This is a genomic window from Spirillospora sp. CA-142024 (assembly GCF_050942325.1).
GTDB lineage: Bacteria > Actinomycetota > Actinomycetes > Streptosporangiales > Streptosporangiaceae > Spirillospora.
The window spans coordinates 5,719,721-5,737,348 of record NZ_CP192077.1; the positions used below are offsets into that span (position 1 = coordinate 5,719,721).

The 17,628-nt window shown below is 71.7% G+C and carries 19 protein-coding genes; 8 read left to right on the top strand and 11 right to left on the bottom strand.

All coding sequences use genetic code 11. The features are described from left to right. The first annotated feature begins 127 nt into the window (after positions 1-127). Entirely contained in the window at positions 128-1,513 is a 1,386-nt protein-coding gene (locus tag ACQPZP_RS27415) for a rhodanese-like domain-containing protein (RefSeq protein ID WP_433472596.1), read from the top strand. 30 nt (positions 1,514-1,543) lie between these two features. On the opposite strand, the gene ACQPZP_RS27420 is transcribed toward ACQPZP_RS27415, so the two are convergent. From ACQPZP_RS27420 to ACQPZP_RS27455, 8 genes are read right to left on the bottom strand one after another with little or no spacing between them, the layout of a single operon-like run. Next, on the bottom strand, positions 1,544-2,170 hold the full coding sequence (locus tag ACQPZP_RS27420) for a TenA family protein (RefSeq protein WP_433472597.1): 627 nt from the start codon (positions 2,168-2,170) through the stop codon (positions 1,544-1,546). Beyond that, positions 2,167-2,913, bottom strand: coding sequence for a glutamine amidotransferase (locus ACQPZP_RS27425; RefSeq protein ID WP_433472598.1), 747 nt, complete (start codon positions 2,911-2,913; stop codon positions 2,167-2,169). Before ACQPZP_RS27425 ends, ACQPZP_RS27420 begins: the two co-directional genes overlap by 4 nt. Before the next feature lie 55 nt (positions 2,914-2,968). Continuing rightward, positions 2,969-3,997, bottom strand: a complete 1,029-nt coding sequence (locus tag ACQPZP_RS27430; protein ID WP_433472599.1) for a phosphotriesterase family protein — start codon at positions 3,995-3,997, stop codon at positions 2,969-2,971. Positions 3,998-4,041: 44 nt separating this feature from the next. Continuing rightward, the gene (locus ACQPZP_RS27435) at positions 4,042-5,058 is read right to left on the bottom strand and encodes an ABC transporter permease (protein ID WP_433472600.1); all 1,017 of its coding nucleotides are present in this window, start codon (positions 5,056-5,058) and stop codon (positions 4,042-4,044) included. 2 nt (positions 5,059-5,060) lie between these two features. Then, positions 5,061-5,816, bottom strand: coding sequence for an ATP-binding cassette domain-containing protein (locus ACQPZP_RS27440; protein ID WP_433472601.1), 756 nt, complete (start codon positions 5,814-5,816; stop codon positions 5,061-5,063). Beyond that, positions 5,816-6,826, bottom strand: coding sequence for a substrate-binding domain-containing protein (locus tag ACQPZP_RS27445; RefSeq protein ID WP_433472602.1), 1,011 nt, complete (start codon positions 6,824-6,826; stop codon positions 5,816-5,818). Before ACQPZP_RS27445 ends, ACQPZP_RS27440 begins: the two co-directional genes overlap by 1 nt. Beyond that, positions 6,811-7,767, bottom strand: a complete 957-nt coding sequence (locus tag ACQPZP_RS27450; RefSeq protein ID WP_433472603.1) for a carbohydrate kinase family protein — start codon at positions 7,765-7,767, stop codon at positions 6,811-6,813. The genes ACQPZP_RS27445 and ACQPZP_RS27450 overlap by 16 nt, the downstream gene beginning before the upstream one ends. Further along, positions 7,764-8,639: a BtpA/SgcQ family protein gene (locus ACQPZP_RS27455; RefSeq protein ID WP_433472604.1), complete on the bottom strand. Its 876-nt coding sequence runs from the start codon at positions 8,637-8,639 to the stop codon at positions 7,764-7,766. The genes ACQPZP_RS27450 and ACQPZP_RS27455 overlap by 4 nt, the downstream gene beginning before the upstream one ends. Positions 8,640-8,779: 140 nt before the next feature. On the opposite strand from ACQPZP_RS27455, the gene ACQPZP_RS27460 reads away from it, so the two are divergent. Then, on the top strand, positions 8,780-9,835 hold the full coding sequence (locus ACQPZP_RS27460) for a LacI family DNA-binding transcriptional regulator (RefSeq protein WP_433472605.1): 1,056 nt from the start codon (positions 8,780-8,782) through the stop codon (positions 9,833-9,835). A gap of 30 nt (positions 9,836-9,865) precedes the next feature. Continuing rightward, positions 9,866-10,960 carry a M20 family metallopeptidase gene (locus ACQPZP_RS27465; protein WP_433472606.1) on the top strand — a complete coding sequence of 365 codons (1,095 nt, stop codon included), beginning with the start codon at positions 9,866-9,868 and terminating at the stop codon, positions 10,958-10,960. Position 10,961: 1 nt separating this feature from the next. Here ACQPZP_RS27465 and ACQPZP_RS27470 read toward each other — a convergent pair whose 3' ends face one another. Next, positions 10,962-11,837: an EamA family transporter gene (locus ACQPZP_RS27470; protein ID WP_433472607.1), complete on the bottom strand. Its 876-nt coding sequence runs from the start codon at positions 11,835-11,837 to the stop codon at positions 10,962-10,964. Between the two features lie 191 nt (positions 11,838-12,028). On the opposite strand from ACQPZP_RS27470, the gene ACQPZP_RS27475 reads away from it, so the two are divergent. Next, positions 12,029-12,778 (top strand): GntR family transcriptional regulator, encoded by a 750-nt coding sequence (locus ACQPZP_RS27475; RefSeq protein ID WP_433472608.1) that lies wholly within the window; start codon positions 12,029-12,031, stop codon positions 12,776-12,778. A 25-nt stretch (positions 12,779-12,803) separates the two neighbouring features. Further along, complete coding sequence (gene deoC / locus ACQPZP_RS27480) at positions 12,804-13,496, top strand: deoxyribose-phosphate aldolase (protein WP_433472609.1); 693 nt, start codon at positions 12,804-12,806, stop codon at positions 13,494-13,496. Positions 13,497-13,816: 320 nt separating this feature from the next. Here the strand turns inward: deoC and ACQPZP_RS27485 are convergent, their stop codons facing one another. After that, on the bottom strand, positions 13,817-14,074 hold the full coding sequence (locus ACQPZP_RS27485; protein ID WP_433472610.1) for a hypothetical protein: 258 nt from the start codon (positions 14,072-14,074) through the stop codon (positions 13,817-13,819). Positions 14,075-14,278: 204 nt separating this feature from the next. On the opposite strand from ACQPZP_RS27485, the gene ACQPZP_RS27490 reads away from it, so the two are divergent. The 3 genes from ACQPZP_RS27490 to ACQPZP_RS27500 all read left to right on the top strand — a co-directional run bounded on the left by ACQPZP_RS27490 (position 14,279) and on the right by ACQPZP_RS27500 (position 16,729). Continuing rightward, positions 14,279-15,253, top strand: a complete 975-nt coding sequence (locus ACQPZP_RS27490; protein ID WP_433472611.1) for a zinc-binding dehydrogenase — start codon at positions 14,279-14,281, stop codon at positions 15,251-15,253. Positions 15,254-15,332: 79 nt separating this feature from the next. Continuing rightward, entirely contained in the window at positions 15,333-15,674 is a 342-nt protein-coding gene (locus ACQPZP_RS27495; RefSeq protein WP_433472612.1) for an EthD family reductase, read from the top strand. A 59-nt stretch (positions 15,675-15,733) separates the two neighbouring features. Continuing rightward, positions 15,734-16,729, top strand: a complete 996-nt coding sequence (locus tag ACQPZP_RS27500) for an RNA polymerase subunit sigma-70 (protein ID WP_433472613.1) — start codon at positions 15,734-15,736, stop codon at positions 16,727-16,729. Positions 16,730-16,768: 39 nt separating this feature from the next. Here ACQPZP_RS27500 and ACQPZP_RS27505 read toward each other — a convergent pair whose 3' ends face one another. Continuing rightward, positions 16,769-17,605, bottom strand: coding sequence for a maleylpyruvate isomerase N-terminal domain-containing protein (locus tag ACQPZP_RS27505; protein WP_433472614.1), 837 nt, complete (start codon positions 17,603-17,605; stop codon positions 16,769-16,771). Positions 17,606-17,628: the final 23 nt, after the last annotated feature.

Sequence of the window (17,628 nt, forward strand, 5' to 3'; positions counted from 1 at the left end):
GGAGGCCAGGAGCAGTGGCCGTGCGCAGCGGCATCATCCGGTTCGACGACTCCGAGCCTCTCGCGCGGGCACGTACATGACCGGAATGTGATCCGCCGATACCCCCGGGTATGAGGAGTGACCATAGATGATGCACGTCGAGGTGGTGGAGACCTCGTCGCTGGGCGATCGCAGCTACCTGGCCCACGACGGGCGGGTGGCGCTGGTGGTCGATCCGCAGCGCGACATCGACCGTTTCCTGGCCCTGGCCGGGCGACTGGACGTCCGCATCACGCATGTGGCCGAGACCCACCTGCACAACGACTATGTCTCAGGCGGTCTGGCCTTGGCCAAGGCGACCGGTGCGGCGTACCTGGTCGCCGCCGAGGAGGGCGTCGACTTCGGCCGGACCGGCATCTCCGGCGGCGACGAGGTCACCGTCTCCCATGCGCTCCGCGTTCGAGCCGTGGCCACGCCCGGGCACACCTTCCACCACCTGTCCTACATCCTTTCCGGCCCGGACGGTCCTGAAGGCGTCTTCACCGGCGGGGGCCTGCTGTTCGGCACTACCGGCCGCACCGACCTGGTCGGTTCCGAGCACACCCACGTCCTGGCCCACCGGCAGCACGCCTCGGCAGAGCGCCTGGCCGATCTGCTGCCTGACGGCGCGCACGTCTGGCCCACGCACGGTTTCGGGAGCTTCTGCTCGGCGAGCCAGTCCGACGTCGCGTCCTCGACCATCGGCCGGGAGAGGAGGGCCAACCCGGCGCTGCGCCTGGGGGCCGGCGACTTCGTCAACCAGACCTTGGACGGGCTCGACGCCTATCCCGCCTATTACGCGCATATGGGCGTCCGCAACCGCGCCGGTGCCGATCTGATCGACCTCACCCCCGCCCGAGCCGCCGATCCCGCCGAACTGCACGATCGCATCGCCGCCGGGGAGTGGGTCGTGGACCTGCGCTCCCGCAAGGCCTTCGCCCAGCGGCATCTGGCCGGAACCCTGAGCTTCGGTCTGGACGGATCGATGTCGACGTGGCTCGGCTGGCTGGCCCCCTGGGGCGCGCCGCTCACCCTGCTCGGCGAGAGTCCCGAACAGCTCGCCGTGGCCCAGCGGGAACTGGCGCGCATCGGCATCGACCATCCGTCCGCCGCCGCCTCCGGCGCTCCCGAGCAGTGGGCCGGAGGCGACAGCGGCAGGCTGGAGCACACACCCGTCGCGACGTTCACCGACCTGTCCGCCGCCCGAGCCGGCCGCGTACCCGGCCACCTGCCTCCGCCGGACGCCGTGCTGGACGTACGCATGGCCGGCGAGTGGACGGACGGGCACATCGACGGCGCCGTCCATATCCCGCTGCCCGATCTGGCCCATCGGCTGGACGAGATACCCGACGGAGTCATCTGGGTGCACTGCGGCTCCGGCTACCGGGCCGCCGCCGCCGGCAGCCTGCTCCAGCGGGCCGGACGCCAGACCGTCCATATCGACGACGCCTACTCCGAAGCCGCCGCCGCGGGCCTGACCATCATCGATCACTGACCCGGCGACAGCATGGGAGGAGATCGTGGGTCAGGTGTAGACGGCGTCGTGGAAGGCGATCTCGGCCTCCAGCATCCCCGTGAACCAGCGGGCGAGCAGTTCGTCCGGGACGTCGGCGGGTAGTGCGTCCACCTCTCTGGCGAGTGCGTCCACGCCCGAGCGAAACGCCTGGTCCGCGTGCAAAGCCACCCAGTCGGCGACCGGGCCCGCCTGGACGCGTCCCTCCCGGTACGCACGGGTGCACCAGGTGAGGTAGAGGCTCTCGGCGGCGAACAGCACGGTCATCACCGCCGGATAGCCGCCCTCGCGGGCACTCGCGAGGGCGAACTCCGACAGGATCGCCGCCCGCCCCGCCGCGTCGGGGCGCGGCCGGACGGGCCACGCGGCCTGCGCGGCGTCGAAATAGGCGGCCTGTTCGGTCGTCAGTGCGTGGACGGCGCGGGAGTTGCGTTCCATCGCCTGCCGGCCAGGTGCGTCCCACACCGCGAGGCCGTGCAGCCGTGCCGCCGTCTCGACGAAGGACGCCTCGATCGCCAGGTAGTCGGCGTATGCCTGGTCGCCGATCACGCCTGTGCGGACCTCCTCGGCGAACCGCATGGCCACCGCCCGCCCCATCGGCTCCGCGCACGCTTCCAGCAGCCGGCGCGAACGGCTCATCGCGCCAGCCATTCGACGAGCCCGCCGAAGACCCGGGCGTAGCCGTCCCATTCCTCGCAGAAAGGCGTGGGCGCCCAGTGCGGCGAGCAGTCGGAGGTGAACACGGCCGAGCGCCCCGACCCGTACCGCGCGACGGCGACCAGCGGGTCGTAGCCGAGGGTGGCCAGGACCTCGGTGCCGGGCCTCGGCAGGACGCGGTTGTACCCGAGCAGCAGCGGCCATTCGCCGGTGACGCCGCCCAGGGCCGGGTGGTCCGCGGCGGTCACCGCCGCACGCGCCCCCGCGGGAAGCTCTACGCGGTCGTCCTCGGGAAGCAGTTCGACGGGCAGCACCTCGTGCAGGACGGTGTTGCGGAACGCGCCCTTGGCCTCGAAGCCGGTGAACGACAGGTAGCCGCCCACCATCAGGAGGCCGCCGCCGTCCCGGACCCAGGCGCTGAGCGCGCCGAGCCGGTCCGCGCCCGGCACCGCCTGCTCGAAGACCTCGGGGGCGAGTTGCAGGGAGTTCGCGCCGATGTCGGAGAGCACGACCACGTCGTAGGCGGCGAGGGCGTCCGCGTCCGCCGGGAACTGCGCGGGGACGAGGTGCGCGGGCAGGTGCGTCACCTGGTGGCCCCGGCTCTCCAGGGCCCGCCGCAGCGGCTCGACGCCGACGACGTAGGAACTGGTGGTGAACGAGTCCACCCCCTTGATGTGGGTGGACTGGGTGACCCAGCTCTCGCCTGCGATCAGGACGCGGCTCACTTGTGATCCTTTCTCTTCTCTTCTGGGTGGGATGTACTGGTCCGGGACGGCGTCGTCAGGCCGCGGCGTCCTCGAACAGCCGGGCGGGGTTGGCCCGCAGGAGCCCGTGCGCCACGTCCGCGGCGACGCCGAGCCCGACCAGCCGCCGGACGAACAGCTCCGGCACGTACCGGAAGCCGTTGCCTCCGTACGCGGTGAGCATGCTCTTGAGGAACACGTCGTGGCTGAGCAGCAGGCGCCCGGCGTGCCCGCGCCCGATGAGCCCGGCGATCGCGCGCGCCGTCTCGTGCGGGGCGGGCGACTGACCCTCGCCCGGATAGCTGAACGGCATCCCGATCATGTCGAACTCCAGCCAGACGCCGCGCTCGGCGACGGTGTTCTGGTAGCCCGGGTCGTCGTGGGACGGGTCCATGTGGCACAGCACGACGGCGCCGGGCGAGACGCCGTACTCCCCCAGGACGACGTCGAGCACCTCGTGTGCCCGGCGCTGCCAGCCCGGCAGGTGCACGTACAGCGGGACGCCCGTCTCGCGCTGCGCCCGCGCGGCGGCGCGCAACGCCGTGTGCTCGTCGGGGGTGAAGTCCGGTGAGACTCCGATCTCCCCGATCACGCCGGGCCGGACGCCGGTGCCGCCGGCGCCGTCCGCGAACTCGGCGACCAGTTCGGCGGCCAGGGTCGCTTCGTCCGTCCGGGACAGGTGGGCCGGGTGGTAGCGCTCCAGGTACCAGCCCGAACCCATCACGATCCGCAGCCCGCTGCGCTCGGCGAGCGAGCGCAGCGCGAGCGGGTCGCGTCCGATGCCGCCCGGGGTGACGTCGACGACGGTGCCACCGCCGGCCTGCGCGAACGCGCGCAGGTCGCCGAGCATCGCCGCGTCGTCGTCCAGCCGGCAGTGGTCGAGGCAGGCGTACGGCTGCTCGCGCAGCAGCCAGGCCAGACCGGGTTCGGTGCGGGCGTCGCGCAGGAACGCCAGCGACGGGTCGTCCGGCGCCGTGACCGCCGCACTGAGGTCGTTGCGCAGATGCTCGTGGGTGAGGGTGAGCCCGAGCCCCGCGCTGGAGACCGGGCCGGTCACCGTCGTCACCGTGACCGCTCCCCCTGCGGCCGGTCCGGTCCCGCCGTCCACCGTCATGGCCCGCGGACCAGGTGGGACGCCAGGTCGGCCAGGGAGCGGCCGCGCAGGTTGACCCAGATCGCGGCGAGCAGGACCAGGCCGGTGACGATCGGGGTGAGGAACGGGCTCACGTCGAGCAGGGTCAGCCCGTTGGCGATCACGCCGGTGATCACCGCGCCGATGATGGTGCCGGTCATCGTGCCCCGGCCGCCGAACAGGTCGGTGCCGCCGAGCACCACCGCGGCGATCACGGTGAGCTCGAAGCCCTGCCCCGAGTTGGCCGATCCCGAGCCGAGCCGCGCCGCGGTGAGCAGGCCCGCCACGCCGGCCGCCAGCCCGGCCAGCATCAGCGTGACCATCTTGATCCGGTCGGTGTTCACCCCGGCCCGGCGCACCGACTCCTCCTGCGAGCCGATGCCGTTGACGTAGCCGCCGAACCGCGTCCTGGCCAGCAGCACCGCGCCGATCACGACGGCGGCCAGCGCGATCCAGGCCAGCGCGGAGAAGCCGAGGAACTTCGCCTCGCCGATCCTGGCGACGTACAGCCGCCGGTCGATCGGGACGGAGAAGCCCTGGGTCCACAGCTGCGCCAGCCCCCGGATCACCGACATCGTCGCCAGCGTGACGATGAACGGCGGGATCTTCTGGTAGGCCGCCAGCCAGCCGTTCACCGCGCCCCAGAACAGGCCGGCGAGCAGCGCGGCGACGATCACCAGGGACGAGTCCCAGCCGGCCTTCAGCATCTCGGCGGTGCCGACCGCGACGAAGGCGACCGTCGAGCCGACCGACAGGTCGATCTGCCCGGTGGTGATCACGAACGTCATGGCCACCGCGACGATCAGCGTGATCGCGACCTGGGTGGCGAGGTTGGAGATGTTGCCGAAGCTCAGGAAGTTGTCCGCGCCGATCCCGAAGCCGGCGAACAGCAGGACGGTGACTGCGGCCATGGCCAGGGTCGCCTTGTTGGCGCGTTCCCACCAGCCGGGCGTCTCGGCCAGTACGGTGGGCGCGGGCGCTGCGGGGGCGCTCATGCTCAGGCCACCTCCTCTGCGGTGCCGGTCCCGGAACGGGTGATCATGGCGACGAGCCGCTCGATGTCCAGGGCGGACACCGGCTCGTCCTCGACGCTGCGGCCCTCGTACATGACGGTGATGCGGTCGCAGACCTCGAACAGGTCCTGCAGCCGGTGGGTGATCAGGATGACCCCGACGCCGCGCGCCGCCACGTCCCGGATCATCGCCAGCACCTGGCGGACCTCGGCGACGGCGAGGGCCGCGGTCGGCTCGTCCAGGATCAGCACCCTCGGCTCGAACGACACGGCGCGGGCGATCGCGACCGCCTGCCGCTGCCCGCCGGACAGGTGGCCGATCTCCTGGTAGGTCGACCTGACGCGGACGTGCAGCTCCGACAGCGTCTCGGCGGCCTTGCGGTGCATCGTCCGTCGGTCCACGAACGGGCCCCTGCGCGGTTCGCGGCCCAGGAACAGGTTGCTCGCGACGTCGAGGGTGTCGCACAGCGCCAGGTCCTGGTAGACGATGCCGATCCGCTCCCGGCGGGCGTCGGCCGGGCTCGCGAACCGGATGTCGCGGCCGTCGAGCGTGATCTGGCCGGAGTCGTGCTGCACCGCCCCCGCCAGCACCTTCATCAGCGTCGACTTCCCGGCGCCGTTGTCGCCCACGAGGCCGAGCACCTCGCCGGGCGCCAGCGTCAGGTCCACCCCGCGCAGCGACTGCACCGCGCCGAACGACTTGGTGATGCCGCGCAGGGCGACCAATGGTCGATCGCTCATCACTTCTCCAGGTAGTACAGGTAGTCCTTGACGTTGGCCGGGGTCACGATCTGGGTCGGGACGGGAACGTCCTTCGGGGCGGTCCGCTTGCAGGCCAGGTCGATCGCGGCGTTCATCGCCTCGTAGCCGAACTGGAAGGTGTTCTGCTGGACGACGCCGGTGATCCAGCCGGCCCGCAGCCCGTCCGCCGCCTGCGTGGACAGGTCCCAGCCGACGACCTTCAGGTCGTCGGTGCGCTGCTGCCCGACCACCGCGGCCGCCAGGCCGATCAGGGCGGGCTCGCCGGTGGCGTAGGCATAGGGCAGGCCGGGGTTGCCGGTGAGCAGGTTCTCGGCGGCGGTCTGGGCGTTCTCCTGGATGTTGCGGCCGTCCACGACGGTCTTGATCTTCATGCCGCCGGCGGTGACCGCGTCGGTGAAGCCCTTCTGCCGCTCGTTCTGGATCGTGCTGTTCAGCGCGCCGACCACGCCTATCTCGCCCTTGCCGCCCGACGACTTCACCAGCGCCTCCCCGAGCTGCCTGCCGCCCTCGGCGTTGGCGGTGCCGACCTGGGTGGCGACCGCGGGGTCGCCGACGGTGGCGTCCACCGCGACGACCGGGATCCCGGCCGCCTTGGCGCGCCGGATCGCGGGCTTGATGCCCTCGGTGTCCACCGCGTCCACGATGATCGCGTCGTAGTGGCCGGCCACCATGTCGTCGATCGCGTTGGCCTGGGTGGTGGAGTCGTCGTTGCCGTTGACGATCTGCACCTGGGCGCCCGCCTTGCGGGCCACCGTCTGCGCGCCGGTGTTGATCTGGTTGAAGAACAGCGCCTGCAGGTTGATCGGCACGATCCCGATCTTGGGAGTGCGGCCCTGCACCTTGCAGGCCTGCGCCACCCGCGCGGGCGGCGGCGGGCCCTGCTCGGTCGCCTTCTTCTCGGCCGCGATCTCGCGCCGGGCCTGCACGTCGCAGCCGACGGTCGTGAGCAGCAGGACGGCCGCGGCCGCGGCCGTCACCGTTCGTCGCATCTCATCTCCTCTCGGTGGGATCGGGCGAGCGCCGACCGGGTCGGTTCTGTAGGGGTCGCTTGGATGTGGGCGAGGACGGCCTCGCGGCGGGGCAGGCCGTCGCGGGCGCCGGGCCGGGTGCACGACAGACCCGCCGCGACGGCGGCGACCCGGGCCGCCTCCGGCGGCGACGCGCCCCGGTCCAGCTCCGCGCAGTAGGCGCCGGCGAAGCAGTCGCCCGCGCCCGTGGCGTCCACGGCGGTCACCTCGATCGCCCGGCCGCCGTGCCGCCCGCCGCCCGGCGTGAACAGCGTCCAGCCGCGAGCACCGTCGGTGACCACCAGGTTTACCCGATGGGCCGTCGCCGCGGCGGCGAGCGCGTCGGCGCCTCCGCCCAGGTGGGCCGCGGCCTGGGCCCGGCCGACGATCGCGTGCTCGGCGGCGTCCAGGGCGGCGCGCGTGGCCTGCGGGCCGTCGCAGCCGTCCAGGTCGACCACGAGCGCGGGACCGCCGGGACCGCCGGGACCGCCCAGCACGGCCGCCGCCGCGGGGAACCGGTAGCCGTCGAGGTAGAGCCAGTCCGCCCCCGCCGCGCGGGCACGGGCGGCGACGTCCGCGACGTGGGCGGTGGTGACCTGGTCGTCCTGGCTGATGATCGAGCGCTCGCCGTCCGGGGTCAGCAGGACGACGGCCGTGGTGAGGGTGCCCGTGCGCGACGTCCAGTCCGTCCGGACGCCGTCGGCGGCGAGGATTCGCAGGAACTCCGTGCTCAGCGGGTCGGTGCCGACCACGCCGGCGAACCGGGCGTCGGCGCCCATCCGGGCCGCGGCCACCGCCGCGTTGGCCCCCATCCCGCCGTCGCCGCGGCGTACGCCGGTCGCCTGGACTCGTGCCCCGGGGCCCGGCAGCACCGGGACGGCGACCGTGAGGTCGGCGTTCGCGTAGCCGCAGAAGACGATCACGGCAGGACCACGCCCGCCCTGGCCGCGGCGGCGGTCAGCTCGCGCACCTTCGCCGCGTCGACGCGGCCCCACCACCGGCCGTTGTCCTTGACCGAGGACGCGACGATCACTCCGTCGCATGCGGAGATCAGCCCCCCGACGTTGCCCGCGGTGATCCCGGACCCGATCACCACCGGCAGCGCGGTGTGCGCGGCGATGCCCTCGACCTCGTCCAGGGCGGCGGCGTCTCCGGTGCGCGAGCCGGTGGCGATCAGCACGTCGGCGCCGAAGAACTCGGCGTCCTCGGTCTGCTCGGCCAGTGTGCGGTCGGCGACGATGGCGTGCGCGCCGTGCTTGACGTGGACGTCGGCGAAGACCTTCACCGGGCCGGCGCCGATCCGGCTGCGGTAGCGGGCGGCGTGCGCGGCCTGCCCCTCGATGATCCCCTCGTTCGCGACATAGGCGTTGGCCCACTGGTTGACCCGGACGAAGCCCGCGCCTCCCGACCAGGCCGAGGCGATCGAGCACTCGGCCGCGTTCGACAGCACGCTGACGCCGAGCCGTCCGCCGGTGGCGTGCCGGACCCTGTCGGTCACGACGGCCATGGCCGCCGCGGTCTCGTACCCGTGCTCGCCGGGCTTGAGGAACGGGATGTCCCAGTGGTTCTCCACGATGAGGCCGTGGCAGCCGCCCTCCAGGTAGGCCCGTGCCTCCTCCACCGCGAACGCGCAGATCTCGTCCAGCGGGACGCCCTCGTAGTGGGGGCTGCCCGGCAGCGGCGGCAGGTGCACGACGCCGATGACGACCTTCGGGGCGCCGAACAGTTCCACCAGCGCGTTCGGCCGCGAGGGGAACACCCCCGGCGCCCGATCGCTCCCGGCCGGCTCCGCCATGTCGCCTCCATGTAATCGATTGCAGTGCGGTTTGGTGAACCGTAGATACCGGACCCCCAGGCCGTCAAGGGTCTATGCTTCGGTCAGTGCGTCTCTGACCACTGAGATCAGCTGTCGGATCGGTTTGGAGAGGTAAACGATTGCAGCGGCCCACGATCGCCCAGGTCGCCCAGCGCGCGGGGGTCTCCACCGCGACGGTCTCGCGCGTGCTGTCGGGCCGCGGGCCGGTGTCGGCCGGGGTCCAGCGCAAAGTGCGGCGTGCCGCCGAGGAGCTCGGCTACCAGGTCAACCCCATCGCCCGCGCGCTGCGCAACAGCCGCACCGACACCGTCGGCATGGTCGTGCCGAGCATCTCCAACCCGTTCTTCACCTCGCTGGTGGAGAGCGTCGAGCACGCGCTCGGCCGCGAGGGCAAGGAGCTGTTCCTGTGCGACGCCCGGTCCGACCCGGAGATCGAGGCACGGCGGCTGGCCACGCTCGTGGCCCGCAACGTCGACGGCATCATCGTCAGCCCCTGCCACGGCACCGAGAGCGGCCCGGCCGTCCAGGCAACGGCCGACAGGCTGCCGCTCGTCCAGCTCGACCGGTTCGTCGGCGGCACCAGTACCGACTGGGTCGGGGTGGACGACATCGCCGCGATGCGCCAGGTCATGGACCATCTGCGGGAGGGCGGGGCCCGCTCGGCGGCCTTCGTCGGCTCACTGCTCACCAACTCCTCGACCGAGCAGCGCTTCGCCGGGTTCCGGCGCCGCGCAGAGGAGCTGGGGATGGCGGTGGATCCCGACCATGTGCTCCTCGGCGACTACAGCGTGGTCTGGGGCGAGACCGCCGTCGCGCGCCTGCTCACGGCGGGCGATCCACCCGACGCGATCGTCTGCGCCGACGACCTGATCGCGCTGGGGGTCACCCGTGCCTGCCGGGCGCACGGCGTCGACGTTCCCGGGACGATCCAGGTCACCGGGTACGACAACATCGAGTTCGCACGGCTCGGCGAGCCCGCGCTGACGACCGTGGACCAGCCGCGCGAGCGGATCGCGGCCGAGGCGGTCCGGCTGCTGGGCGCCGCCGCGGCGGCCAGGCACGGCGAGGGCGGCAAGCGCGGCGAGGGCGGCGGGCGCGGCCCGTCCGCCCACGTCGCGCTCGTGCCGTCCCTGGTCGTCCGCGCGAGCACGCGGGCGGACGCCCCGTCACCCTGATCGGCGAGCGGTTCGAGCGGAAGGACGGAGATGGGCGAGGTACTGGAGGCGCTGGAGCTGGCGCGGCGGCTCGTGCGGCTGGACACCCGGGGCGGCGGCGAGCGCGCGGCGGCCGACCTCGTCGCCGGGGTGTTGGACGACGCAGGGTTCGACGTCCGGCTCCAGGAGCCGGTGCGGGGCAGGGCCAACGTGATCGCCCGGACGGGCCCGGCCCTGTCCCGGGTGCCGGTGACGTTCACCGGACATCTGGACACCGTGCCCGCCGATCCGTCCGGCTGGTCGTTCGACCCGCTGAGCGGTGAGGTGCGCGGCGGGCGGCTGCTGGGCCGCGGCAGCAGCGACATGAAGGCCGGCGTCGCCTGCCAGATCGAGGCGGCCGTGCGGGCCTCGCGCGACGGCGGGTGCCCCGTCCAGCTCGTGTTCACCTTCGGCGAGGAGACCGGCTGCGACGGTGCCGCCGAGCTCGGCGAGGACGCGCTGGCCCCCGCCGACCTGCTCGTCGTGGCCGAACCGACCGGCGACCGGACGGTCCTCGGGCACAAGGGAACGCTCTGGCTGCGGGCCACGGCCCGCGGTGTCTCCGCGCACGGCTCCCGCCCGGAGCTGGGCCGCAACGCCCTCGTGGCGCTCGCCGCCGCGGCGACGCGGGTCCACGGCCACCGGGACTGGCCCGTCAGCCCGACACACGGGCCGGTGACGGTGAATGTCGGCACGTTCCATGCCGGAGTGCAGCCGAACCTGGTTCCCGACCACGCCGAGATGCGCATCGACGTCCGCACGATCCCGGAGTTCGGTTCCGGCGAGGCCGTCGCCAGGATCGCCGAACTGTGCGGCGCGGAGATCGGGATCGAGCGGCTGGTGGACCTGCCCGGCGTCGCGAGCGACCCCGCCGCGCCGGGCATGGCGGACGTCCTGGAGACGCTGGAGCCGGGGTCGTCCGCACGGCGCCCGCAGTACGCCACGTACTTCACCGACGCCTCGGTGCTGACGGCGAAACTCGGCGAGCCCGCCGTGGTGGTCTTCGGCCCCGGCGACCCGGAACAGGCTCACGTCACCGACGAGACCTGTTCCGTGGCCAACATCGAAACGGCCACAAAGGCCTTCTACGCCCTTCTTCGCCGATAGATCAGGCCATCGCGATGGCGGCGATACCGGCCAGCACCACCAGGGAACCCGCCAGGCGGCGGACCGCGTGCGCTTCGCCGAGGACCCGCCATGCGGTCACCCCGCCGAGGACGATGCTCAGCTCGCGGGCGGGGGCGACCAAGCTGACAGGCGCCGTCCGGAGCGCGTGGAGCACGAGCAGATAGCCCACCGGCGACAGCAGGCCGACGGTCAGCACCTGACGGCGATGGTCCCGCCACAACTCGGCGACCTCGGCCCTCTGCCGCAACGCGAGCGGCGCGAGGAGCAGGCTCTGGACGAGCGCGCCTGAGCCGAAGTAGACCAGCGGCGGGATACCCAGGGCGGTCACCGAATGCGCGTCCCACAACGTGTAGGCCGCGATCGTGACTCCGGTGAGCACGCCGTAGACGACGCCTGCACGGCGCCGCGCAGGCGATGCACCGTCCTGCGCCGGTGCACCGGAGCTGACGACCAGGACACCGACGATCACCAGGAGCGCACCGACCTCGCCCGGACGGCCGGGGTGTTCACCGAGAAGGGAAATCGCCACCAGGACCGACAGCAACGGCCCGGTGCCCCGGGCAAGGGGGTACACCACGGAGAGGTCGCCGACGGCGTACCCGCGCTGAAGCGTGATCCCGTACATCACATGCAGGGCCGCGGTCACCAGCGCTGCCAGCAGCCAGTTCCATTGGGGAGGCCGGGGCTCGACCGCCACAAGGAAGACCACCGCGGCCGGAGCGAAGACGACGGCTGAAACGGTGTAGTAGAGAAAGACGAACGGTGCTCCACCGCGGCCCACTTGTTTCGCGGAGAAGTTCCAGATCGCGTGCGCGACGGCGGCAAGAAGGACGAGCGAGAGGGCCAGGCTGTTCAAGGGGGAGCCTTCCCCGGGCTCGCGTAAGCGGGCTCGTCGGCGGCGGAACCCTAGGCACCACGGCGCTCACCCTACCCGTCGGCAACCAGGGTCCTTCTGAGCGCGAGCTTCCCGCGTGCGCGAGGTCGCTGAAGCGCCCGGTATCGCTGAAGGGCTAGCTGTATATACAACCAGTGGGCTAGCCTAGCCTCGTGCACAAGAGAGAACCTGACTTCACGCCGCGGTACTACGCCATCGAACAGGCGCTGCGTGCCCGGGTCGCGGCGGCGCGTCCCAACGATCCGCTGCCCTCCGAGACCGAGCTGTGCGCGGAGTTCGGTGTCAGCCGGATGACGGCCCGGGCCGCCGTGCAGCGGCTGGTGAACGACGAGCTGGTCTATCGGGAGCCGGGGAGGGGCACCTTCGTCGACGTCCCGCCCACGCGGCGGCATGCCGAGGTACTTGTCTCGTTCAGCGACGAGATGCGTCGCCGTGGTCAGCGGCCCTCTTCCCGGCTGGTCGGCGCCGAGCTGCGGCCGGCGACCCCCGCCGAGGCCGATCGGCTGAGGCTGCGCCCATCGTCGCAGGTGGTCGCGATCCGGCGCGTCCGGCTGGCCGACGAGGTGCCGGTCGCCCTGGAGTCGGCGGTGTTCCCACCCGACCTGGCGGCGCTGCTGGACGCCGACCTGGCCGGTGGCTCGCTGCACGCGGCGCTCATCGACCTGGGCTGCGTCCCCGCCACCGGTCACGCCACCATCCGCGCACGACAGGCCGGTCCCGAGGACGCCGACCTGCTGGCGCTCGCCGCCGACTCCGCGCTGCTGGTGGAGCACCGGCTCATCCTCGACCGTGACGACCGTCCCCTGGAGCTCACCGAATCCCGCTATGCCGCCGACAGATACGCGCTCGACGTCTCCTTCCACGTCGAACCGCCCCAGGCGGCCTCACCCTCCTCTTCCTGATCTCGACCGCCGATAGGAGATCACCATGCCCAGTGCCGCGATGACCGTCGAGCAGGTGGCGGCGATGATCGACCATTCCCTGTTGCGCCCCGAGCTGACCACGGCCGACGTGCGCCGGGGATGCGCATTGGCCGCCCGCTACGGCGTCGCGTCGGTGTGCGTACGACCGGCCGACGTGCCGCTGGCGGCGCATGCCCTCGACGGCACCGGCGTCGCGGTCGGCACCGTGGTCGGCTTCCCGCACGGCGGCAGCGCGACCGGCGTCAAGGCGACCGAAGCGGCCACGGCCCTGGCCGGCGGCGCACAAGAGCTCGACACGGTCGTGAACATCGGCCGGCTCCGTTCCGGCGACGACGCCTACGTCCTGGCCGACATCCGCGCCGTCGTGGAGCAGGCGGCCGTCACCGGCGCCCTGGTGAAGGTCATCTTGGAGAACGCCTACCTCACCGCCGACCAGAAGGTCCGAGCCTGCCGGCTGACCGAGGAAGCCGGTGCCGACTTCGTCAAGACCTCGACCGGGTTCGCCCCCACCGGCGCGACGCTGGACGACCTGCGCCTGATGCGCCAGAGCGTCTCCCCCGGCATCGGCGTCAAGGCCGCCGGAGGCGTCCGCACACTGGACACGCTCCTTCAGATGGCCGACGCCGGCGCGACCCGCTTCGGCGCCACGGCAACCGCGCAGATCCTGGACGACCTCGCCCACCGCAACACCGGCTGAGCTCACAAGGACGCCCATACGGCAACAGCACATGACCCGCCGCCACCAGCGGCAGCCGTCCGGAGAGTGGCCTCGCCCCTGGCGTGACCGGCGGGGTCGGCCAGGGGCGAGGCGGCCACCGAATCCCGGCTTCCCAACAGGGGGTGACCCACGGCGGCCGCGCTGGAGCAGGGGCGGCCGCCGTACCCCTTCAGCGCCACCCGCTGCGGACATGTCACATCGAGGAGAACAGAGTGCCCGACGTGGACCAACGTCGCACTCGAACAGAAAGAAGCAGTGGGGGGAGGTCCCCCACTGCTTCTTGGTCGCGGCATTCGCCGCTACTTGATGGCCACGGCAAGCCGCTGGCAGAACCCGCCCAGGCAGGCGTAACCGACCACCAACGGCAGGTTGTGCGCCGCCAGCATGGCGACGTCACCCCACCCGTGGGGCATGGGTGTCATGAGGACGATCACCACAGCGAAGAACTGCAGGACCCTCCCCGAAATCACGAGGACGATACGGCCAACGCCCTTCAGGACCTCCCACGTCCGCCGCCGTATGGTGCGGAAGCTCAGGCCCGTCCGTCTGGTGGACATACCGCTTATCACCTCTTTCGTTTGTCGGGCAGCTTGGAGGCTGCGCTAACTGACCGTGTCGGTCAGGAGCCCGCAGGCAACCACGATTCCTTTTGGTCGTGGCCGGGGTCTACATGGTGGGAGGCGCGGCCCGCGTGAGGGGCCGCGCCCCTCTCATGTACGCCGAGACAGAAGGGCCGACCACCAATGGGCATTCCCGCGACCATGCGCGCGCTGCAGCAGACTTCCCTCAACGGTCCGCAGGACATGCGGCTGATCACCGACGCATCGGTGCCGAGCCCGGGCCAGGGCGAGGTCCTGATCCGCGTCACCGCCGCGGGGGTCAACTTCGCCGACATCTCGAAGGCCCACGGCACGTTCCTGGACGGGCCGCGCCCACCGTACCTAGCGGGTTTCGAGGCCGCCGGTGAGGTCGTCGCGGTAGGCGGGGCGGTGACCGGCCCGCAACCGGGGGCCCGCGTCGTCGGGGTCGGAACCGGTGCTTTCGCCGAGTACATGGCGCTGCCCGCGGCTGCGGCGGCGCCGGTGCCGGTGGGCTGGGCGGAGCAAGAGGCGCTGGGTCTGGTCGTGAACTGGCCCACCGCGCTGGCCGCGCTCAAGCCTCTGGGCGGCGTCGCCGCCGGGGATGTCGTGCTGATCCACGCCGCGGCGGGCGCGACCGGCCAGGCAGCGGTGAGAATGGCCAAGCACTACGGCGCGAGGGTCATCGCCACTGCCTCGCCGGGCAAGCACGAGACGGTGCTGGCGCTGGGGGCCGACCACGTCCTGGATTCTCTTGGCGGCGACCTCGCCGTCGAGGTGATGGAGTTGACCGGCGGTTCCGGCGCCGATGTGGTTCTGGAGTCGGCCGGCGGCGCCACCTTCGCGGCAAGCCTGGCCGCGGCCAAGCGGGTCACCGGCCGGGTCATCGTCTACGGGGTGGCGGGCGGCGAAGCCCCGATCACCAACTGGGAGCTGGTGTACAAGCACCAGGTCCACATCATCGGCCTCAATATCGGCGTGCTGATCCAGGCCGCACCGCAGATCTTCGGCGAGCTGATGGGTGAGCTGTCCGCGCTGATCGCGGCCGGTGTGCTTTCACCCAGCCTGCCCACGGGGTACGAACTGGCCGACGGCCCGAAGGCGCTCACGGAACTGGAAGCGAGGGCCACCGTCGGCAAGCTGGCCCTGCTCCCCTGAGAAACCGGCTGAGAAGCCCCTCTAGTGCCGAACCGGTGGACTCCCGCACCGGAGGTTCCCATGACAGGAGTTGAAGCAGATGACCGGAACCGTGGACCCCGACGCCAGGCAGATGGCGCGATTCGTCGTGATCTACGACACGCCCTCCGACATCGAGGCGTTCGAACGCCACTACAACGATGTCCACATCCCGTTGGCGAAACAGTATCCGGGCCTGCGTCGCTTCACGCGCAGTCATGAGCCTGCAGCCGTGATCGGTGAGCCGTGCCATATGGTCGTGATGCTGGACTGGGACGATATGGCATCCCTGGAAGCAGCGCTCAAGTCCGAGATCGGCAGGCGCACCGCCGAGGACGCCGCGGAGAACCTGGCCCGCTACGCGACGTTCCGTGGCATGGTCCTGCAGCTCGACGAGATCTGATCGCGGATGCCGCCTCTGCAAGAGAGCGCCCAGAGAGGCCGCAGCACTAGGGTCACGGCGTGACATCGGATCCGCGAGCGGCACCGGATCGTGACCGGTTCACCGTCGAGACCGAGCGGTTCCGCCGGGAGCTGTTGGCGCACTGCTACCGCATGGTCGGCTCGGCGCAGGACGCCGAGGACTTGGTCCAGGAGAGCTATCTGCGGGCGTGGCGGTCCTACTCCGGATTCGAGGGCCGGGCGTCGATCCGGTCCTGGCTCTACAAGATCGCCACCAACGTCTGCCTGACGGCGTTGAAGCCGCGACCGATCCGGGTGCTGCCCTCGGGTCTGGCGGGCCCGCAGGAGGGACCCGATCGCCCGCCGAGCCCGGTCACGCCGGGCGAGGTCTCGTGGCTGGAGCCGCTGCCGGACGCATGGATCGCCCCGTCCGCCGACGATCCGGCTGCGGTGGCGGTCGAACGCGAGTCGCTGCGGCTGGCGCTCATCGCCAGCCTGCAGCATCTGCCCGCCCGCCAGCGCGCCATCCTTATCCTGCGCGAGGTGCTGGCGTTCTCCGCGGCCGAGACCGCGGAGATCCTCGGCACCACCACGGCGGCGGTCAAGAGCGGTCTGCAACGCGCCCGTGCCCGGCTGGACGAACTGGAGCCCGAGCCCGGGGAACTGCTCGAACCGGCCGACCAACGAGCACGCGCGCTGCTGGACGGCTATATCGCGGCCTTCGAGCGCTCCGACGCCCGCCTGCTCGAACAGGTGCTGCGCGCGGACGCCACGCTGGAGGCGACGCCGTTCCGGGAATGGCAGGCGGGCCGCGCGATGTGCATCCACATGCTCGACACGTACGTGCTGGGCGCACCGGGCGACTGGCGGATGATCGCCACCGCGGCCAACGGCCAGCCCGCCGCCGTCGTGTACCACCGGGATGCCGACGGCGCGCTCCGAGCCGACGGCGTCGTGGTGCTGGCCCCCACCGCCACCGGCGCGTCCCGCGTGGTCAAGTTCCACGATCCCGCGCTGGTCGCGATGTTCGGCTTACCGGACGTGCTCGCGCACTGACCCGCCAAAGGTCACAGCCGGAGCCTGCCTGCTCGGACTCTATGGGGGGCTGATGACGGTGAGCATGCGGGCGAGCTTCCATGGCCGGCGCCCCCAAGCGGTGAGCTTGCCTTCAACAAGCGGCTTCCCGATCCCTTGTCGGCCGATGAACACCAGCATGAGAGCCGCCGGGTCGGCAGAAAGGTGGGCGTCAACGTCACGCGTGCACCCTGTGTCGAGGGTCAACGAACCGCGGTCGAAGACCATCGACGTGCGTCCACCTCCACGCAGGCGGAGGTCGAAGTGAGCTTGGAAGGAACCGGCCTTCTCCTGGTTCAACAAGGCTGTGGGCGGCAGAGCCGCGATGAGCGGGAACACGCCGCCCTCGACCGCGAGCAGAGCATGATGACGTCGGATCGGCCATGAGCGTCCGGTGGCTCTGGCGATGTCATATCCGTGGATCAGGCATTCCTCAAGCAGGTGACACGCCACGGCCGAAGGCGGCATTCGGGCACCTTGCAGCCAGTCGACGGCGGCTGCTCGCGAACGCGACGCGACTTCGTCGAACTCGTGTGCCAGCGCGCTGATGCGATCGGCGAGTACGGCTGGGTCTCGTTCGCCGTCCTCGGCCAGCATTCTCGCGTTGACCTCGGCCATTCCCGCCGTGGTCACCGTGGCTTCGGGGACCGGCCTTCCAGCGATGGCGTCGGTGTCGACGCGAAAAGCATGAGAAAGGTGAGCCGCGACATCGGCCACCGTCCAAGTGCCGACCGAAGCAGTGTTCGCGTCGGGGACGCTCCGCACCAGTGTGACGAGGCCGGAGACAACGTCCCGCAACGCCGCACGAGCCTGGACCATGGTGTCGGGCGCACCACTGGGCGTCGCTTCCGGGGCCATGTCAGCACCTCCCTGGGTCTGGC

Excerpts from the sequence above, each read along its gene's own strand:
- ACQPZP_RS27415 (WP_433472596.1), top strand. The coding sequence starts at position 128 with ATGATGCACGTCGAGGTGGTGGAGACCTCGTCGCTGGGCGATCGCAGC.
- ACQPZP_RS27420 (WP_433472597.1), bottom strand. The coding sequence starts at position 2,170 with ATGAGCCGTTCGCGCCGGCTGCTGGAAGCGTGCGCGGAGCCGATGGGG.
- ACQPZP_RS27435 (WP_433472600.1), bottom strand. The coding sequence starts at position 5,058 with ATGAGCGCCCCCGCAGCGCCCGCGCCCACCGTACTGGCCGAGACGCCC.
- ACQPZP_RS27440 (WP_433472601.1), bottom strand. The coding sequence starts at position 5,816 with ATGAGCGATCGACCATTGGTCGCCCTGCGCGGCATCACCAAGTCGTTC.
- ACQPZP_RS27445 (WP_433472602.1), bottom strand. The coding sequence starts at position 6,826 with ATGCGACGAACGGTGACGGCCGCGGCCGCGGCCGTCCTGCTGCTCACG.
- ACQPZP_RS27455 (WP_433472604.1), bottom strand. The coding sequence starts at position 8,639 with ATGGCGGAGCCGGCCGGGAGCGATCGGGCGCCGGGGGTGTTCCCCTCG.
- ACQPZP_RS27465 (WP_433472606.1), top strand. The coding sequence starts at position 9,866 with ATGGGCGAGGTACTGGAGGCGCTGGAGCTGGCGCGGCGGCTCGTGCGG.
- deoC (WP_433472609.1), top strand. The coding sequence starts at position 12,804 with ATGCCCAGTGCCGCGATGACCGTCGAGCAGGTGGCGGCGATGATCGAC.
- ACQPZP_RS27485 (WP_433472610.1), bottom strand. The coding sequence starts at position 14,074 with ATGTCCACCAGACGGACGGGCCTGAGCTTCCGCACCATACGGCGGCGG.
- ACQPZP_RS27490 (WP_433472611.1), top strand. The coding sequence starts at position 14,279 with ATGCGCGCGCTGCAGCAGACTTCCCTCAACGGTCCGCAGGACATGCGG.
- ACQPZP_RS27495 (WP_433472612.1), top strand. The coding sequence starts at position 15,333 with ATGACCGGAACCGTGGACCCCGACGCCAGGCAGATGGCGCGATTCGTC.
- ACQPZP_RS27505 (WP_433472614.1), bottom strand. The coding sequence starts at position 17,605 with ATGGCCCCGGAAGCGACGCCCAGTGGTGCGCCCGACACCATGGTCCAG.